The 18,369-nt window shown below is 45.6% G+C and carries 17 protein-coding genes; 14 read left to right on the top strand and 3 right to left on the bottom strand.

What is annotated here, in order from left to right; translation table 11 throughout:
* The first annotated feature begins 55 nt into the window (after window positions 1-55).
* The 13 genes from ACI3EZ_RS01865 (at window position 56) to ACI3EZ_RS01805 (ending at window position 15,049) form a co-directional block, all read left to right on the top strand.
* Complete coding sequence (locus ACI3EZ_RS01865; RefSeq protein ID WP_405023908.1) at window positions 56-847, top strand: DivIVA domain-containing protein; 792 nt, start codon at window positions 56-58, stop codon at window positions 845-847.
* A gap of 255 nt (window positions 848-1,102) precedes the next feature.
* Complete coding sequence (gene ileS, locus ACI3EZ_RS01860; protein WP_405023907.1) at window positions 1,103-3,901, top strand: isoleucine--tRNA ligase; 2,799 nt, start codon at window positions 1,103-1,105, stop codon at window positions 3,899-3,901.
* Window positions 3,902-3,935: 34 nt separating this feature from the next.
* A complete protein-coding gene (gene murE / locus ACI3EZ_RS01855; RefSeq protein WP_405025337.1) occupies window positions 3,936-5,459 on the top strand; it encodes a UDP-N-acetylmuramyl-tripeptide synthetase in 1,524 nt (507 codons plus the stop codon).
* Between the two features lie 28 nt (window positions 5,460-5,487).
* Window positions 5,488-6,513, top strand: a complete 1,026-nt coding sequence (locus ACI3EZ_RS01850; protein WP_405025336.1) for a lipid II:glycine glycyltransferase FemX — start codon at window positions 5,488-5,490, stop codon at window positions 6,511-6,513.
* A 202-nt stretch (window positions 6,514-6,715) separates the two neighbouring features.
* The gene (locus ACI3EZ_RS01845; RefSeq protein ID WP_405025460.1) at window positions 6,716-7,270 is read left to right on the top strand and encodes an NUDIX hydrolase; all 555 of its coding nucleotides are present in this window, start codon (window positions 6,716-6,718) and stop codon (window positions 7,268-7,270) included.
* Complete coding sequence (locus ACI3EZ_RS01840) at window positions 7,260-7,547, top strand: hypothetical protein (RefSeq protein ID WP_405025335.1); 288 nt, start codon at window positions 7,260-7,262, stop codon at window positions 7,545-7,547. Before ACI3EZ_RS01845 ends, ACI3EZ_RS01840 begins: the two co-directional genes overlap by 11 nt.
* Window positions 7,548-7,558: 11 nt before the next feature.
* The gene (locus ACI3EZ_RS01835; RefSeq protein ID WP_405025334.1) at window positions 7,559-8,254 is read left to right on the top strand and encodes a 5'-methylthioadenosine/adenosylhomocysteine nucleosidase; all 696 of its coding nucleotides are present in this window, start codon (window positions 7,559-7,561) and stop codon (window positions 8,252-8,254) included.
* A 4-nt stretch (window positions 8,255-8,258) separates the two neighbouring features.
* Entirely contained in the window at window positions 8,259-9,410 is a 1,152-nt protein-coding gene (locus ACI3EZ_RS01830) for a cysteine desulfurase family protein (RefSeq protein ID WP_405025333.1), read from the top strand.
* Window positions 9,411-9,415: 5 nt separating this feature from the next.
* Window positions 9,416-9,760, top strand: coding sequence for a cysteine desulfurase (locus tag ACI3EZ_RS01825; RefSeq protein WP_405023901.1), 345 nt, complete (start codon window positions 9,416-9,418; stop codon window positions 9,758-9,760).
* Between the two features lie 272 nt (window positions 9,761-10,032).
* On the top strand, window positions 10,033-11,160 hold the full coding sequence (mnmA, locus tag ACI3EZ_RS01820; RefSeq protein ID WP_405025332.1) for a tRNA 2-thiouridine(34) synthase MnmA: 1,128 nt from the start codon (window positions 10,033-10,035) through the stop codon (window positions 11,158-11,160).
* Between the two features lie 142 nt (window positions 11,161-11,302).
* A complete protein-coding gene (locus tag ACI3EZ_RS01815) occupies window positions 11,303-11,959 on the top strand; it encodes a histidine phosphatase family protein (protein WP_405023899.1) in 657 nt (218 codons plus the stop codon).
* Window positions 11,960-11,970: 11 nt separating this feature from the next.
* Window positions 11,971-12,654: a tetratricopeptide repeat protein gene (locus tag ACI3EZ_RS01810; RefSeq protein ID WP_405025331.1), complete on the top strand. Its 684-nt coding sequence runs from the start codon at window positions 11,971-11,973 to the stop codon at window positions 12,652-12,654.
* Window positions 12,647-15,049 (top strand): ATP-dependent RecD-like DNA helicase, encoded by a 2,403-nt coding sequence (locus ACI3EZ_RS01805; RefSeq protein WP_405025330.1) that lies wholly within the window; start codon window positions 12,647-12,649, stop codon window positions 15,047-15,049. Before ACI3EZ_RS01810 ends, ACI3EZ_RS01805 begins: the two co-directional genes overlap by 8 nt.
* A 134-nt stretch (window positions 15,050-15,183) precedes the next feature.
* Here ACI3EZ_RS01805 and rnjA read toward each other — a convergent pair whose 3' ends face one another.
* The gene (gene rnjA, locus ACI3EZ_RS01800) at window positions 15,184-16,860 is read right to left on the bottom strand and encodes a ribonuclease J1 (RefSeq protein ID WP_405023896.1); all 1,677 of its coding nucleotides are present in this window, start codon (window positions 16,858-16,860) and stop codon (window positions 15,184-15,186) included.
* Window positions 16,860-17,078 carry a DNA-directed RNA polymerase subunit epsilon gene (locus tag ACI3EZ_RS01795; protein ID WP_405023895.1) on the bottom strand — a complete coding sequence of 73 codons (219 nt, stop codon included), beginning with the start codon at window positions 17,076-17,078 and terminating at the stop codon, window positions 16,860-16,862. Before ACI3EZ_RS01795 ends, rnjA begins: the two co-directional genes overlap by 1 nt.
* 95 nt (window positions 17,079-17,173) lie before the next feature.
* Between ACI3EZ_RS01795 and ACI3EZ_RS01790 the strand changes: the two genes are divergently transcribed.
* A complete protein-coding gene (locus ACI3EZ_RS01790) occupies window positions 17,174-17,674 on the top strand; it encodes a hypothetical protein (protein ID WP_405023894.1) in 501 nt (166 codons plus the stop codon).
* A 78-nt stretch (window positions 17,675-17,752) separates the two neighbouring features.
* On the opposite strand, the gene def is transcribed toward ACI3EZ_RS01790, so the two are convergent.
* Complete coding sequence (gene def, locus ACI3EZ_RS01785; RefSeq protein WP_405023893.1) at window positions 17,753-18,310, bottom strand: peptide deformylase; 558 nt, start codon at window positions 18,308-18,310, stop codon at window positions 17,753-17,755.
* Between the last annotated feature and the right edge of the window lie 59 nt (window positions 18,311-18,369).

Raw genomic sequence — 18,369 nt, 5'->3', positions numbered from 1 at the left:
TTTCTAGATAAAAGGTATACGATTAACAAGGAGATAGTTAATGGAGGTGTCGGGGATGGCATTGACCCCAAGAGATATTCATAACAAGGAGTTTCAGATAAAGTTTCGTGGGTTCGATCAGGATGAGGTTGTTGACTTTCTTGACCAAATTCAAAAGGATTACGAGGCTTCGCTCCGGGAAAATGACCGGTTGAATGAAGAAATTCGGCAGTTTGAGGAGAAACTAAAATACTTTAACGATTTAAAGGATTCACTAAATCAGTCAATTATTGTTGCTCAGGAAGCAGCTGACAAGGTTAAGGCAAATTCACAACGGGAAGCCGACATTATTAACCGTGAAGCACAAAAGCAAGGGCAAGACATTATTGACCAGGCGAATGAGAAGGCCCGTCACATTATTGATGAGGCTGCAGCTAAGGCTAAACAGCTTGCAATTGAAACTGATGACTTAAAGAAACAGGCGCGGATTTTCCGGCAGAAGTTACAGGTAATGTTGGAGTCGCAGCTTGAAGTTGTTAAGGGGAGCGAGTGGGATGAAATTCTGAAGCAAGGGGATACAAGTACCTATGAAGAAATTCAGAATGCTATTCGCGAAGACGATGCGATGAATAAGGAAGATGCAATGACGGTTCAGTCCTTTACTGCAAATGTACCGCAAGAACAGCAGGTAGTTCCAGATACAAACGACGAGTCTGAATCCTCTGTTAGCGAAAATCAGCCTGATGTAGCTGAGGATGGCACTAATGACGATGAAGAGCAGACGGTCGTAATTTTCCCTGAGACGAACGATAAGCCAACTGGGCGGCATTACGGTCAGGGGAATGTCGTTGATGATAACGAACAGTAATATTAATTTCCAAACAGTAACATGTGGTGGACGTGATTAGGTTCAGCGAGCTACGATGGTGTGAGGTAGTCCTCCCTCCGTTCATTGCGATCGGTTGCTGGGATGTGGTTCTGAACTAAATTAGGGACTACCGGCTTAATGCCGTTATCTTTACACTAAGGGGAGTGATTGTCACTCCTAAAGTTGGGTGGTACCACGAAAATCTCGTCCCGAGCGACGGGATTTTTTTGTACTTTTAAGAAGGAGAAGAAATTTATGCGAATCAAAAAAACTCTTAATATGGGGAAAACAAAGTTTCCAATGCGAGGAAACCTTCCCGTAAAGGAAGTTGAGCGCCAGAAACAGTGGGAAGACAATAAGGTTTATGAACAACGGTTAAAATTAAACGAAGGAAAGCCAAGTTTTGTCCTTCACGATGGCCCTCCGTACGCTAACGGCAACATTCACATGGGGCACGCCATGAATAAGATTTCCAAGGACTTTATTGTTCGTTCAAAATCAATGATGGGGTATTACGCGCCGTTCGTTCCTGGATGGGATACTCATGGGCTTCCAATCGAGCAACAACTTAAAAAAGAAGGGGTTGACCGAAAGACTCTTTCAGTCAACGATTTTCGGGAAAAATGTCGGCAATATGCCCTTAAACAGGTTGATAAACAACGCGCGGATTTTAAGCGCCTTGGGATTAGTGCCGAGTGGAATAACCCGTATCTTACCCTAAAGCCAGAATTTGAAGCAGCCGAAATCCGGGTCTTTGGTAAGATGGCTGAACGAGGATTGATTTATAAGGGATTAAAACCCGTTCGGTGGTCGTGGTCATCAGAGTCGGCATTAGCAGAAGCTGAGGTTGAATACCACGATGTAACGTCGCCATCAGCATTCTTTGCGGAGCAGGTAATTGATGGTAAGGGTGTTTTGGATAATGACCAAACGTATATGATAGTGTGGACGACAACCCCGTGGACGATTCCAGCATCAGAGGGAATTACCATTGCAGCGAATTTCGATTATGCAGTAGTGACACATGATGATGACGAGCGGCGGTTTGTGATGGCCGCCGAGTTAGTTAATAAGAATGCGGAGCTTTTTGGTTGGAAGAATGTTCAGGTTATTAAGACGGTTCGGGGGGCGGAACTTGAAAACGTTGTTGCGGCGCACCCGTTTGATGCCTCCCGAAAGCTAATTACCATGCTTGGTGATTTCGTAACCCTCGATGATGGAACGGGTTTGGTTCATACTGCACCTGGTTACGGGGAAGACGACTACATAGTCGGAAAGAAGTATGGGTTACCAATTTTTGCGCCGGTTAATGATCAGGGATACTTGACTGCTGAAGCGGGTGCGGACTTTGACGGTGTCTTTTACGAGGATGCCAATGATATTGCGCTCAAGAAGCTGGCAGATCAGGAACTCTTGTTAAAGTCTATGCCATACACGCATAGTTATCCGTTTGACTGGCGGACAAAGAAGCCGATTATTTTTCGGGCGACACCACAGTGGTTTGCATCAGTTGATAAGATTCGCGATGAGATTCTTACTGCTCTTAATGATGTTCAGTTCCATCCAGAGTGGGGCCAGAAACGGTTGCATAATATGATTAAAAACCGGGGAGACTGGGTCATTTCCCGGCAACGTGTTTGGGGAGTTCCTTTGCCAATTTTTTACGGTGAAGATGGTGAAGCAATCATTACGCAAGAAACCGTTAATCACGTTGCTGACTTGGTTGCTAAGTATGGTTCGAATGTGTGGTTTGAGCGTGAGGCGAAGGATCTGCTTCCAGAAGGATTTACTAGCCCACATTCACCGAATGGTCAATTTACCAAAGAAACGGATATTATGGACGTATGGTTTGATTCCGGTTCTTCTTACCAGGGGGTTTGTGCTGAGCGTGATTACTTAACTTACCCAGAGGATCTGGTTCTAGAGGGTTCGGATCAATACCGGGGATGGTTTAACTCCAGCTTGATTACAAGCGTTGCTATGACTGGCAAGGCACCATACAAGGAGGTTATTTCCCAAGGGTTTACCCTTGATGGCAAGGGTCGAAAGATGAGTAAGTCGCTAGGAAACACTATTGTCCCCGAAAAGGTAATTAAACAAATGGGGGCTGAGATTATCCGGTTATGGGTTCTCAGTGTTGATACGTCAGCGGACGTTCGTGTTTCGATGGGAAGTTTTCAACAGATTGCTGAAAGTTACCGGAAACTACGGAATACTTTCCGCTTCTTGTTGGCTAATACGGCAGACTTTGACCCGCAGGAAAATCACGTTGCTTTTGATGATTTACTTCCCCTTGATCAGTACATGGAAATGAAGGCTAACCGGCTTACAAAAACTATCTTAGATGACTTTGCAACGTATAATTTCATGGATATTTACAAGCAGATTCTTAATTTTGTAACCGTTGACCTGTCCGCTTTCTACATGGATATTGCTAAGGATGTTATTTACATTGAAACGCATGATAGTCACGCCCGGCGTTCCATGCAAACGGTAATGTATGACATTGCGGTTCGGTTGGCTAAATTATTAACACCAGTTATTCCGCATACAACCGAAGAAGTGTGGGAGTACCTAAAAGAACCGGAAGAATTTGCTCAGTTGGCTGAAATGCCGGCAGTGGTACATCAAAATCACGAGGACCGTGTTCTTACTGATTGGGAGCAGTTCATGAAAGTCCGGTCAACCGTTCTTAAGGCGCTGGAAGAGGCCCGGAATGCAAAGTTAATCGGGAAGTCGTTTGAAGCGCGGGTTAACCTTTACGTAAATACTTCCGTACAGGAGTTGATCGCGCGGCTTGGGGTAGATGTTCGTCAGGTAATGATTGTTTCGCAGTTAGTAATTCGGCCCCTCGATGAAGCGCCGGCAGATGCACTTCAGGGTGAGGGAGTTGCCGTATCGGTTGAGCATGCTACCGGTGAAGTTTGCCCCCGGTGTCGGATGTACCGGGAAGATCTAGGAACCGATAGTGAGTTGGCACTGTTATGTGGGCGGTGTGCCGCAGTTGTTCGGCAGGATTTCCCGGAAGCAATGACTGATGGATTAGAAGAATAATAATTTATTATAAAATAATGAAGGTGGGGACAAGATGTTAGCGGAAAGTGCAGTTGTTGAGTTGTTGAAACACGCACACCTTTTTAAGGAGGCCGTTCAGAATAAGCAGTGGACTTATTCTTTTCCAAAGATTGATTCAGCAACGGGATTAACAGCTATTTCGTACAATTCAAAGCAAAGTGATGCCCACACCCTCTTCTTTTGTAAGGGTCGTAATTTTAAGCGTGCGTATCTCGATGAAGCAATTCAGGCAGGCGTATCGGTGATCGTTACGGAGGACGTTTTTTCTAAAATTCCGGCGACCGTGGTGCAGTTAATCGTAACTGACATAAAAAAGGCGATGGCTGTGGTTGCCCGGGCATTTTATGGTTACCCTGATAAGGAATTTAAGTGTCTAATTGGTTTCACTGGAACTAAAGGAAAGACGACGGCAGTATACTTTACCCGGCATATTCTTCAGCACATGGTACCAGGAAAAGTGGCGCAGTTTTCTTCCGTTGAAAATTCGGTTGATGGGATGCATTACACGGAATCTAAGCTAACGACGATGGAATCATTTGACCTTTTCCGGTCAATGCGGCAGGCCATTGATAATGGGATGAAATATCTCGTAATGGAGGTTTCCAGTCAAGCATATAAAACTAACCGGGTATATGGAATTATGTTTGATATTGGGGTTTTTCTCAATATTTCTCCTGATCATATTAGTCCGGTTGAACATCCTTCTTTCGATGATTATCTGTATTGTAAGACCCAGTTGTTTAAGAATAGCCGGGTAATGGTAATTAATGCAGAAACGGATTATGCATCTTTATTATTAGCTAAGGCGCGGGCAAAGTGTTCCCGGGTGATTACGTATGGAAAACACCAAGGAGATTATCGGTATGCAAATGATTCGGCCAACGAGCAGGTTTTTTCGTTATTAAATATGAATACTGCCGTTCCGCCGGTGAACGGACAGTATGAAATGAAGATGGTCGGGGCGTTTAACCACGAAAATGCTGTTCCGGCAATCATTGTGAGCCGGTTGTGTGGTGCTGATGTGCCGGCCACCGTTGCTGGGGTAGCGGAAACAACTATTTCTGGGCGAATGGAAATGCTTAAGGCGGAAGATGGTCTTACGGTTTGCGTTGATTATGCACATAACTACATCAGCTTAAAGCGGGCCCTCCAGTATTTACGCCGCACACACCCTCACGGCCAAGTTGTGGTTGTTGTTGGGGGAGTTGGCGGAAAGGCAGAATCCCGGCGCGCGGATATTGGACGGGCCGTTTCCGAGGAAGCCGACGTGGCATACATCACCGAGGATGATAGTGCTAACGTAGATCCGCGAAAAATTATGCAGGCGATTATCGCCCACATTGCACCCAACGTGACGGTTCATCAGATTATTGATCGAAAACAGGCGGTAACTGCAGCGATTAACAATGCCCGTGCGGATGATGTAGTGTTATTGGCGGCAAAGGGCCGGGAAAAGTTTATTTATAAAAACGAGGGACACGTCCCATATGCTGGTGACTATTATCTAGCGCAAGAACTTTTGAAGCACCGCAACTAGAAGGATAAATTTTAATGAGGTGAGCAAAATGCCGATTGTAAATATGAACGACCAGGCTGAATTGAAACAGTACATGGATTTTTTGGCGGCTAGTCCTAACCGGAAGCTAACTCAAACTGTTGAGTGGGGACGGGTGAAGTCGAACTGGGAACCGTGCTATGTGTACGTTACAGATGATGCCGGTAGGCTCGAAGGGGCAATGTCCATTTTGATGATTGCCAACAAGCAAGCTGACGGGAAAAAATTAGCATACTGTTCAAAGGGACCTGTATGTGATGTTCATGATGTGGCGCTTGTAAAACGACTTTATGATGAGGCAAGCGATTACTTACAACAACAGGATGTGTTTGTCTTACGTGCTGATCCGGAAGTGGAATATACAGAAAAATATGATCATGCGTTACGCGAAGCCGGATTTACTGTTCGGAATAAGAACGTTGTTGGCCATGGTACAATTATGCCGCGGTATAATATGCTTCTTAATATATCAGGATATACTTTGGATAATATTGATGAGTTGTTAATGTCATTTCATAGTAAAACTCGCTATAATATTCGGCTCGCTAAAAGGAAGGGTGTGACCGTTGATTATGCAAATTCTTCGCGAGCGTTGGATCTTTTTTACCATACTCATGAAATAATGGCAAAGCGGCAGCATATAACTTATAGACCTAAAGAGTATTTTGAACGAGTTCTGGATATGTTTGGCAATCATGTTCGGGTTTATTTGGCACATGATGATGAAGAAGTTCTTTCTGGAGCAATTGCGATGAATTATGGTGACCGGGTATGGTATATGTACGGTGGTTCGACCAATAATAAGCGCAATTTAATGCCTAATTATTTAATGCAATGGGAAATGATCAAGTGGGCAATTGAAACAAATAAAGAAATATATGATTTTGGGGGGATTTTCGAGGTTGATCTAGATGATGGATTATATCGTTTTAAAAATGGTTTTACAAATGGCGTAACCGAATACATTGGTGAAATTGACCGGGTTTTCGATGAAAAAGCCTACCGGAAGTATAACGAACACATGGAAAATTTATAACTTAGCAGTAAAAGGAGGTTAGGACGTAGGTCTTAGCCCCCTTGTTGTTTTGGGGGAAGAAACTAGTGGCGGTGAAGCAAGCGAGGATGGGAAATTTGTGTTGTATGTTTCGTTTGTGTTTTTCCGCTACGTATCTTAGCGCACCTTTCTTTTGGGTATGCTACAATTAAACGGTGAATTTAATCGAAGGGTGGCGGTGAAAATCAACTTTAAAGAACACGTTGAAGGTGAGCAAACAGTTTATCACGGGGCAATTCTTGATCTTACGTTGGAAAAGGTGCGCCTCCCTAATGGTCGCCCGGCAAACCGGGAAATTGTTCATCATCATGGGGCAGTGGGATTAATTCCGTTTACAGAAGATGGCAAGATTATTCTTGTAAAACAGTGGCGGGAACCGTTGCGGCAGGTAACGCTGGAAATTCCTGCCGGAAAAATTGAACCAGGAGAGGCTCCCCTGCAAACGGCAAAGCGGGAACTAAACGAAGAGGTGCGGATGAAAGCCGCGCATTTAAAGCAGATTGCCCAGTTTTACACGTCACCGGGTTTTGCTGATGAAAAGATGACCCTATTTTGCGCTACGGGGTTGGCGGCAGTGACCAATGAATTGCCCCAAGATGACGATGAATTCCTCGAACTTGTTTCCCTGACACCTACAGAGATGCAACAGCAAATTGCAACTGGGTTAATCTGTGATGCTAAAACAATCATGGCTTTATGGTACTGGCAGTTGAAGGAGGATACCATTGATGGGCGATGAGCGGTTAAGGCGGCGCCAACACGAAGAATTTGATCAGGAGTGGGATGCAGCGCAAGGTGAACAAGCTGAACACTTTCACCGGGAAGATCCTGAGTGGGCCCGGCAAGCTGATGAGGACGAACCACTCCCTACTAGGAAAGAGCACCGGTTCGCGGAACAACAGGCCATTAATGATGAAAAAACACGGCGATTAGGACGCAAACTTAACCGGGTGATTCTAGTGCTTGTGATTTTAATTGTGTTAACGTATTTATTTATGCGGTTTGTTAATTTTTAAGGAGGCACATTATGCGGTACGGAATTTTATGTGCGATGGAAGAGGAAATTAAGGAGTTACGCCGGCGGCTAGTGAGCCGCGAAGATGTAGTAATTGCGGGGGCAACGTTTTCAACGGGAACGTTAAACGGACATGCTGTAGCAATGGTTGAATCAGGAATTGGCAAGGTTCAGGCCGGGATGATGACGGCGATTTTGATTGATCATTTTAAGGTTGACTGTGTAATTAATTCTGGTTCGGCCGGCGGAATTGGTGATGAATTGAAGGTTGGTGACGTGGTGGTCTCGACAAAGGTGGCGTACCATGACGTGAACTCTACTGCCTTTAATTATGCACCTGGTCAGTTACCGGATCAGCCGCGTTTCTTTGAGGCGGATGCGACGTTGGCGAACCAAATTGTTAGTGCGGCGCAGAGCGTTGGGATGCCCGTTAAGCGTGGTTTGATTGTTTCAGGGGACCAGTTTATCAGTTCAACGGCACAGATTAATCATATTAAGAAACTTTACCCCGATGTTTTATGTAGTGAAATGGAAGGGGCCGCAGTAGGGCAGGTTGCTCACCAGTTTGCTGTACCATTCGTGGTCATTCGGGCGATGTCGGATACTGGTGATGAAGAAGCAAGCCAATCATTTGATGAGTTTATTCTCCAAGCTGGAAAACGGTCTGCCCAGATGATTCTCAATTTCTTTGAGCGGGCGGAGGATTGATAAAATGGAGCGAATTTATCTGGATAATGCGGCCACTACGCCCATGGATCCAGCAGTGATTGACCAGATGACAACGGTGATGAAAACAATTTTTGGAAATGCATCCAGCGTTAATTCGTTTGGGCGCGAAGCCCGCGCTATTCTTGATGACAGTCGGCATACTATTGCACAGTCAGTTAATGCTGCTCAGGATGATGAAATTGTTTTTACGAGTGGTGGGACCGAAAGCGATAACACTGCAATTCTTCAAACGGCACTTGCTCGTCAAAGTGAAGGACGGCATATCATTACAACTGCGGTTGAACACGAAGCGGTTTTAAAACCGATGCAGTACTTGGAACGTCACGGGTTTGAAGTAACATACCTTCCGGTTGATGGACGCGGAATGGTTCGGATTAATGATTTAAAGGCGGCGTTGCGGGATGATACAATCCTTGTTTCCATAATGACGGGGAATAATGAGGTGGGGGCCCGAATGCCGATTCATGAAATTGGCGAACTCGTAGCGCCAACCAATGCGTGGTTTCATACGGACGCGGTACAGGCGTACGGATTACTCGATATTGACGTTCAACGTGATCACATTGACTTGCTAGCAACTTCGGCGCATAAACTTAACGGGCCTAAATTCATGGGCTTTTTGTATCGGCGTACGGGCTTAAACTTCCCGCCTTTAATTAAGGGGGGCGAGCAGGAACTAGACCGGCGCGCGGGAACGGAAAACATTCCGGCAATCGCAGGATTTGCAAAGGCGGTTGCACTGCTTGATTCGACCACTAAACGTGCTCGACGGGAACATGAGCAGGCCCTAAAGGAATTCCTTATTGATAAAATGACGGAAGCAGGGCTTGACTTTGAAATTAATGGGGGGCTTGGTGTGGATTATTTGCCCCACGTATTAAGTATCTGGTTCAAGGGGATTCCCAATGATGCATTGATTACCAACCTTGATTTGGCTGGAATTGCGGTGGCCGCAGGGTCAGCTTGTACGGCGGGTTCGTTAGAACCATCCCATGTTTTACGGGCAATGTATGGTGATTCACCGCGGATAAGCGAAACGATCCGTTTTAGTTTCGGCCCGATGAACACGGAAGCAGAGATTAGCACGGTTGTCCAAGAATTAGCGCGGATTATTAACCGAATGAAAAGGGGATAAATAAAATGACATATGAAAACCAGGTTCAATTAAAGGGTGATTCACGCCGATTTGGGTTAGCAACAACGATTAAGAAGTATACTTTGCGGGATACTGGGTTTGTTTCAACCAAAGCAGGTCGGTTTCAACTTAACCAGAAACTTAATCCGGATGAAGCTGATAACCGGAGTGTGCGGCTTAAAATTACCGTTAATCAAGATTTAACTGGGTTTAAGATGGCGGTAGTTACTGCTAATGAAATGCAAACGGTTAATATTTTTAAGCAACCTGAGAAGTATGCAACCGAACTCGAGCAGTTAAATTTTACGTTGCAGGAATTAATTGACCGCGGAGCGTTAACTAAATGTTAGCAGGTAAGGAAATTGTAATATAAGGAATCTTTTCCTTACTATTTCCGCATTATTGGGTGCCAACATAAACGGGCTGAATGAAAAATCGTAAACCGTCTCGGCGATATTCATGGGGCGTTTGGTTTACTGTTTTCATTGCGTCCGTTTTCTTTGTTTGGGCACCTTCTCTTTTAATTAGTAAGTTACATGCCAGCGTGCTATGATTAGGAAGACTGAATTACGTGACCTTCAATCCGTTGATTCAGAATTTAACGAAATGATGGTGATGAGAGATGAAGGATAAGCAGCATACTCGCGTGGTTGTTGGTATGAGTGGCGGGGTGGACTCCTCCGTTGTTGCGTACCTGTTAAAACAGGAGGGCTACGACGTAGTGGGGGTTTTTATGAAAAACTGGGATGAAAAGAAGGATAGCGGTGTATGTACGGCAACAGAGGATTATGAAGACGTCGCAAAAGTCGCTAATAAAATCGGAGTTCCGTACTACTCGGTTAATTTTGAGAAGGAATACTGGGACCGGGTATTCACATATTTCTTAGATGAATACAAACGAGGGCGGACCCCTAATCCGGATGTAATGTGTAACCCAGAGATTAAGTTTAACGCGTTTTTAGATTATGCCCTGAAGCTTGACGCCGATTACATCGCAATGGGGCATTACGCGCAAACTCGGCGGGATGCGAACGGAACGGTGCACCTCTTACGGGGGACTGATCCGAACAAGGATCAAACCTACTTTTTGAGTCAATTAACACAGCACCATCTTGAGCGGGCGCTCTTTCCGATCGGCGGGATGCTAAAGAGCAAAGTTCGGCAAATTGCGGAAGAGGCGGGGCTTGCGACTGCCCATAAAAAAGATTCAACTGGAGTATGTTTCATTGGGGAACGAAACTTTGGCAAGTTTCTAAGTGAGTTTTTACCAGCCCAACCGGGAAAGATTATGACCTTTGACGGTGAGGTAAAGGGGGAACACCACGGGTTAATGAACTATACGATTGGCCAACGGCGGGGGCTTGGAATTGGCGGAAACGGAACAAGTAACGAACCGTGGTTTGTCGTTGGAAAGGACCTTAGCAAAAACATTTTGTATGTTGGACAGGGCTACGATAACGAAGGATTGTTTGCCGATGAATTAGATGCATCGAAGTTAAATTTTATTGCGCCGATTGATAACCGTGGGGATGAATTTCACTGTACAGCTAAAATCAGGTATCGCCAGAAAGATGATGGGGTAACCGTGCGCTTTAATACTGACCGCACAAAGGTTGATGTGTTATTTGATAAACCAACACGAGCGGTCACCCCTGGGCAGGAAGTTGTTTTTTATGATGGCGAGGAGTGTCTGGGAAGTGGAACGATTGATCATGCATACTGGAAGGGTGAATTACGCCAGTATGTGTAAGGAAACAAATCCCATTAATAAGGGCTTTAGGTCACGGAATTTAGGTGCGGCCGGGAAGAACGAAGTATTGAAAAGCTGGATTAAGTCCGGCTTTTTTTAGTTCAGGCAATGTGTGATAATGAAAGCGGAAGGAAGAGAGAGTATGACAAAGTTTTATTTTATTCGGCACGGAAAGACACAATGGAACCTTGAACGGCGGTACCAGGGAGCTGGGGGTGATTCCCCGTTACTCCCTGAAAGCATTACAGCAATTCAGGAATTAGCTGACTACTTAAAGGGCGTTCACTTCGATCACGCGTACGTTAGCCCACTTTCCAGGACAAGAACAACCGCACGCATTTTAATCGACGATTTAGGGACAACGATTCCCTTAACGGTTGATGATGCCTTTAAAGAATTTAATTTGGGAAAACTTGAAGGAATGACATTTGAGGCGGCAGCAGCGAAGTATCCGCAAGAATGTAATGCGTTCCGCCATCATCCTGATCAGTACCGAACCGAGCGAATTGGTGGGGAATCATACGTGGACGTAATCAACCGGGTGACTCCCCGGTTACAGGCCATTGCCCGCAAATTTCCTACGGGAAACATCTTAGTGGTTACTCACGGGGGGGTATTGTGTGCGGAGTTAGGCCACTTGTTAGGTTATTCCTTAGCGGACCTGCGTCAACGGGGAGGCCTAGTTAATACAAGCACTTCGATTTTCGAAACGAGCGATAAGGGAGCACATTTTAAGTGCATCGCCTTTAATGAAACTAGCTATTTACACCGGCAAATTGATGAAAGTGATACCGTGTAAGGGGTAATTTTATGGGAGAACGGAAAGAAAGACAGGCCCAAATTCAACAAGCCATTAAACAACTGGTAGCTGCGGTGGATGCACATCCAGATGAGGTTGAGCGGTACTATGAATTAGGGATAGCCCTTACGGAACAACAGAGTTATCCGCAGGCAGAGGAACTGTTAAAACGGGCGTTAAGCCATTTTAACGGTGATAACCATGCTGAAAGTTTACTACGTTACGGGTTAGGTAACGTTTATTACGCTAGTGGTTTATACCAAGAAGCTCTCGGAGAGTTTCAGCAGGTTCGGGATGAATATTTAAAGGGACAAGCATACATGATGATTGCCCAAACATATTATGCTCAAAAGAAATATCAACAGGCGCTTGTATTTGCATTGACTGCGAGCGAACAGCTAAAACGGGACAGTGCCCCCCTGACATTGATGGGAAATATTTTTATGGCGCTGGGAAACTTTGAAAAGGCGTATAGTTACTATACGAAAGCATTAACGGTTAATGGGCAGGATTTACAGGCACGGTTTCAGCGGGGAGTTGTCTTAACGGTTCAGGGAAAGGATCCGGCAGCAGACTTTGCCTTTGTTAAGCGGCAGAATTCAGCATTTTATGAGCGGATGCAGGCCCGCTTAGCGGATACCCAAAAATTTATGCAACAGACGGTTCGTCACCAACAGGAGAAGAACGATGAGTAGCGAAAACCAGGGGATGCACATTCTGACGGGGAAAATCACCCATATTATTTTCGCAGCACCGGATTCATTTTATAAGGTAATTGCGGTAGCGGTGACTGACACAGATTTCAAATGGGATGACGATGAGTTAACTGTTGTTGGGGATATGCCGACTATCCAGCAAGGCGCAACGTATCAGTTTAGTGGCGAGCTGGTCGCTCACCCGAAGTACGGTCAGCAGTTTCGGGCGCAAATGGTTACCGCTACGGCACCAACTAGCGAAGCGGGGGTAATCGATTATCTAGCGGGAGAAGATTTTCCGGGAATTGGACGGAAAACAGCTGCTCGGATTGTAAAGGTTTTGGGAGCAGATGCGGTTAACGTTTTAATGGAAGATCCGGAACAAGCAAACCGGTTAGGATTAACTGCAAAGCAAAAGAAAACGCTGATGAAAACGCTTCGTCGGAACAATGGTGCTGAACAGGCTGTTATTGAGCTTAATAATTACGGCTTTTCTGGGCGTTTAGCTAGCAAAATTTATGACCATTTTCGGGAAGCAACCATGGATATTCTTCATGATGATCCTTACCGGATTGCAATCGAAGTCCCCGATGTTAGTTTTCGGCGAATTGATTCCTTAGCCCCTCAGCTTGGAATGGCACCGGATAATCCGTCCCGGTTACGGGGGGCATTGTTTAACCAGTTGGAACTCGCAGCGGTAAACGGAGACACCTACGTTGATGATCGGAAATTGATTATCACAACCCAACAGTTGTTAGGGGGTGTCGTCGAGGAGCAAAAATTAGCTGTGCACCTTCAGGAGTTAATTAAGGCAGAACACGTTGTCCTCGATAAGCAGGGGCGGGTTTTTATGCGGCAGCTTTACGATGCGGAAGTTGAGATTGCTGCGCAGTTTAAACGGTTGCTTGATCAGCGTCCGAAAAAGGTGACCGGAATTGACCAGAAGCTTAACCGAGTGGAGCGCCACCTTGAGATTGAATACAGTGATGATCAGCGGGTCGCGATTAAGGAGGCAATTCAACATCAATGCTTTATCCTTACTGGCGGTCCTGGAACCGGGAAAACCACGATCATTAATGGTTATTTAACCCTTTTTGCGATGATTCATGACCTTGACCCGGACGATTTGGATGCAAAACCGGGACGGCCTAGTCCAATTTTACTTGCGGCGCCAACTGGCCGGGCGGCTAACCGTTTAAGTGAAGCCACCCATTTGCATGCTTGTACAATCCACCACTTGTTAGGGATTACCGGGCGGGGAAGCCGGCTTCCAGAAGAGGTGGAGGAATTAAGCGGGGCATTGTTAATTATTGATGAGACATCAATGGTTGATACGGAATTGATGCGATTGTTGGTAAAAAGTATTCCGAATAACATGCAGGTACTTTTTGTTGGTGACAAGGATCAGTTACCGTCCGTTGGCCCGGGACAGGTTTTTAATGACCTCCTCGCAAATGCGGAAATTCCGCGGGCAGAATTACACAGAATTTTTCGGCAACAAGCGGGGTCAGCAATTGTTACGCTTGCGCATGAGATTCAGGCCGGGCGGCTTCCCGCTGATTTTTTAAGTAAGCAGCAGGACCGGTCGTTTACTGTGTGTTCGGCCAACCAGGTAACGCCGTTAATTACACAAGTTGTGGCAATTGCCCTTCAAAAAGGAATTGTTGCGGATGATATTCAGGTTTTAGCCCCCATGTACCGGGGGCCAGCAGGGATTATTGCCATTAATCATGCTCTTCAAGAAATGCTTAATCCACAACATCCGGAGCAAAAAAACGTGGTGGTAAATGACCAGGAGCTTAGAATTGGGGACCGCGTATTGTACCAAGTTAATAATCCGGATAAGGAAATTTATAACGGCGATATTGGAACAATCATTAGTTTAATAGCAGCGGATGCGAAGAAAAAACAAGGAGCTGTAATGACCATTAACTTCGACGGCCGGGAGGTTGAACTTGGACGGGAAGATTGGCACCACCTTCAATTGGCGTACTGTATGTCGATTCATAAGGCGCAGGGAAGTGAGTTTCCGGTTATCATTATGCCGTTGGTTCGCCAGTTTCACCGAATGCTTGCGCGGAACCTACTGTACACTGCGGTTACCCGGGCAAAACAGAAATTAATTTTACTTGGTGACCCCCAGGCTTTTCATGAAAGCGTGGTTAATCCTGGGCTGGACCGGTTAACGGCACTTCCGGACCGGTTGCACGCATATCTCCAGGGAGAGGAGGAGCCGCGGCAGGATTTTCAGCCTGTTGATAAGCAACAAACAGAAGCAGAACAGACCGCAGAGGCGGCGTTTACACTAACAACAGCATTGATCACAAATGAAACGATTGATCCAATGATTGGCATGGAGGGAATTACTCCCCAAACGGTAAAGACGGTTAATTAGTAATAGGTTCGCATAATAAAAGATAAGCGTGATGGAAGTTTACGTACTTTCACCACGCTTATTGTCTAAAAATCATTTTATTCAAAAAAAGAGGTTAGAGCTTTTCCTCTAACCCCAGAACATTTAACTTGCAATTAAATGGTTACAAGCATTGGGAGTACCATCGGGTGGCGCCCTGTTTTGTTGTATAAGAACGATTGAAGGTCAGCTGTAATGGCGTTTTTCAGCGCATTAACCGTAACGTTTTCGCCCTTAAAGGAGCGCTTAATTGTCCGGTAAATTCTGCGTCGGCCAGCAGTGATTAGCTCGCCAGACTCACGCATGTAAATAAATCCTCGCGAAAGAAGGTCAGGCCCCGCCAGAACACGATGGTTTTTCATATCAAGGGTAGCGACAACGACCACTAACCCGTCCTCCGAGAGAATTTTACGGTCCCGCAAAACAACATTCCCGATGTCACCAATTCCTGAACCATCAACATACACATCACCAGCACTAATATGGCCAGCACGACGGGCTGAATTTGCGGTTAACGCTAGAACGTCCCCGTTACGCATAATAAACGTATTTTCTTCGGGAACATCGCACTGTTGAGCAAGTTCGGTGTGAATCTTTAACATCCGGTATTCACCGTGAACGGGCATGAAAAACTTAGGTTTCATTAACCGAAGCATCAGTTTTTGTTCTTCCTGTCCACCGTGCCCAGAGGCGTGAATATTGTTTATCTTCCCGTGAATAACGGTTGCCCCTGCGGCTTCGAGTTCGTTGATTACCCGGTTTACACTCAGTGTGTTTCCTGGAATTGGTGAACTAGAGAAGACCACGGTATCATCCGGTTGAATCGATACTTGCCTGTGGGTCCCGTTGGCAATTCGACTGAGCGCAGCCATTGGCTCACCCTGTGACCCGGTGCAAAGAATCATAACCTTTTCTGCCGGAAGGTGGTTGATTTCTTGGGGTTCAACTAGTGCATCATCGGGAATGTTCAGGTAGCCAAGTTCACGACCATTTACGATGGCCGCCTCCATGCTCCGACCAAAGACGGCAATCTTTCGTCCTCTGTTTACCGCTGCATCCGCAGCCTGCTGAATACGGGCAATGTTTGAGGCAAACGTTGCGAAAATAATCCGCCCGGTTACCGTTTCAAAGATATGGCGGATGGATTTACCGACCCATCGTTCTGACTTGGTGAAGTTTGGAATTTCGGCGTTAGTACTATCAGACAGCAGACATAGCACCCCTTCTTCTCCCAACTTCGCCATTCGCTGCAGGTTCGGCGGTTGTTTGGTAATTGGAGTCAGGTCGAATTTATAATCTCCCGTAACCACAATGGTTCCGGAAGGAGTGTGCACCGCAACCCCTAAAGTATCGGGAATAGAGTGAGTTGTCCGGAAAAACGTAACGCTAGTTTTACCAAACTTCAACTCCGTGTCTTCGTCGATTTCATGCAGCTTCGTTGTCCGGGTTAAGCCATGTTCTTCTAGCTTGCTTTTAATCAAGGCAAGGGGAAGGGGACCAGCATAAATCGGAACGTTAACCTGCTTCAGAAGGTAAGGAATCCCTCCAATATGATCTTCATGACCGTGGGTAATGACAAGAGCCTTAATTTTATCCTTATTAGCGACCAAGTATTGGTAGTCTGAAATTACATAATCGATCCCGAGTAAATCATCTTCCGGAAACTTAATCCCGGCATCAACCACGATAATTTCATCCTGGTATTGGACGACATACATGTTTTTCCCAATTTCGCCCAACCCGCCGATCGCGAAAACGGCAACTTCGTCGCTCTTTACCTTAAGTTTACGCATTATTTGTTAAACTCCGTAAGCTTAAAATCAGGATTTTGTTTTTCGTATTCAAGGGTTGCGTCATCAAGCGCCTCAACCTGTTCAATGTTGTAGTTCGTTTGATGTTCAACGGCGTTCATTACGGCAACCTTTGAATCAGCCTCAACGTACATGGAACGGGTGTTTTCCCGTTTAGGATTTTGCGTCTTAGTTGGCTGGTAATAAATCTTAAAAACCATTTAAATCGTCTCCTTGTAATTAAATTGTGTTTCCGAACATGATTATTAGCTTCTATTCTAGCATACCCAAACGGATAAGTATAGAAAGGACTATAATGAAACTAATTAAAACGAATGGAGTGAGGAAGATGGGATGGCTTTTGGCGGGAATAGTTGTGGTTTTAGGTGGAGCAGGGATATTTATTGGTATTAAAAAAATCCAGGAAAGCAGGAGGTCACGCCATCTACGGATTGTTAGTCAGCAGATTGTAACCGGGGCACTTACGAATGTTTTAGCTCGTTTTCCACAATTGCGGGGGCTGCGGGAGGTTGATTCTACAACAACTGCGGTATGGGGAACAGCCGTGATGTTATTTGAATTTGTTTTTGAATGGCAGGGGGGAAAGGAGATAAAACTCCCTGAACTTCGGCGGCAACTAACATGCGCTTTAACCACGTACGCTTACCAGCAACAACTTGAAGGCTTTCAAGGAATGCCAGTATTTGTCATTTCTGATATGTGGTTGCTTAAAGGAGAGTTGCACGTTGATGTGGCGTATGTGGTTAACCGGCAGACAAAGGAATACCTCGACGATGTTAACCGGGTTGAACATTAGTGCGTGAGGATGAAACAATTATTGATAATGAGACGCCCCCAAACCCTAGACTTATTTATCCGGGATTGGGGGCGTGTGTTATTCAAGTAATAGGGTTCCTTCAGGAGCGGTAAACGGGTTGTCCTTGTTAATGTGGTCAAAGAACAGAATTCCGTTAAGATGATCAATTTCGTGTTGCACAACGATTGCTGGGTAGTTTCGAAGACGCACAACGTGTTCTTCGCCATCAAGATCAAACCAGCGAAGCTTGATTCTGGCATGCCGGGGAACGTATCCAGGGACGTCGCGGTCAACCGAAAGACAGCCTTCGCCTTCAGCAAGGGCTGCTAACTGAACAGATTCGCTGAGGATGGTAGGGTTGACGAGAACGTGTTTGAAAGCGGGTTTATCTGGTTCTTTCCCGGGAACAAGGACAGCGGTCATTCGCTTTGAAACGGCCACCTGTGGAGCGGCAAGCCCCACTCCGGCACGAAGCCGATATTTCTTAGCAATCTCTTCATCCTGGCTATTTTCTAAAAATTTCATTAGGTCGTGAGCAAGTTGACGCTCATCTTCCTTAAGCGGAAAGGTAAGCCGGGCCGCGCGGGCGCGGAGCAATGGGTTACCTTCCCGAATAATGGTATCCATTGTAATCATGGTAATCCCTCCAGTATTCTTCACGTGCATTTTACCATAAATAGGACTTTAAGAGGGGG

Source organism: Ligilactobacillus sp. LYQ60 (assembly GCF_045033015.1).
Taxonomy (GTDB): Bacteria; Bacillota; Bacilli; order Lactobacillales; family Lactobacillaceae; genus Ligilactobacillus.
This window is presented reverse-complemented; position numbering and strand designations above follow the sequence as displayed.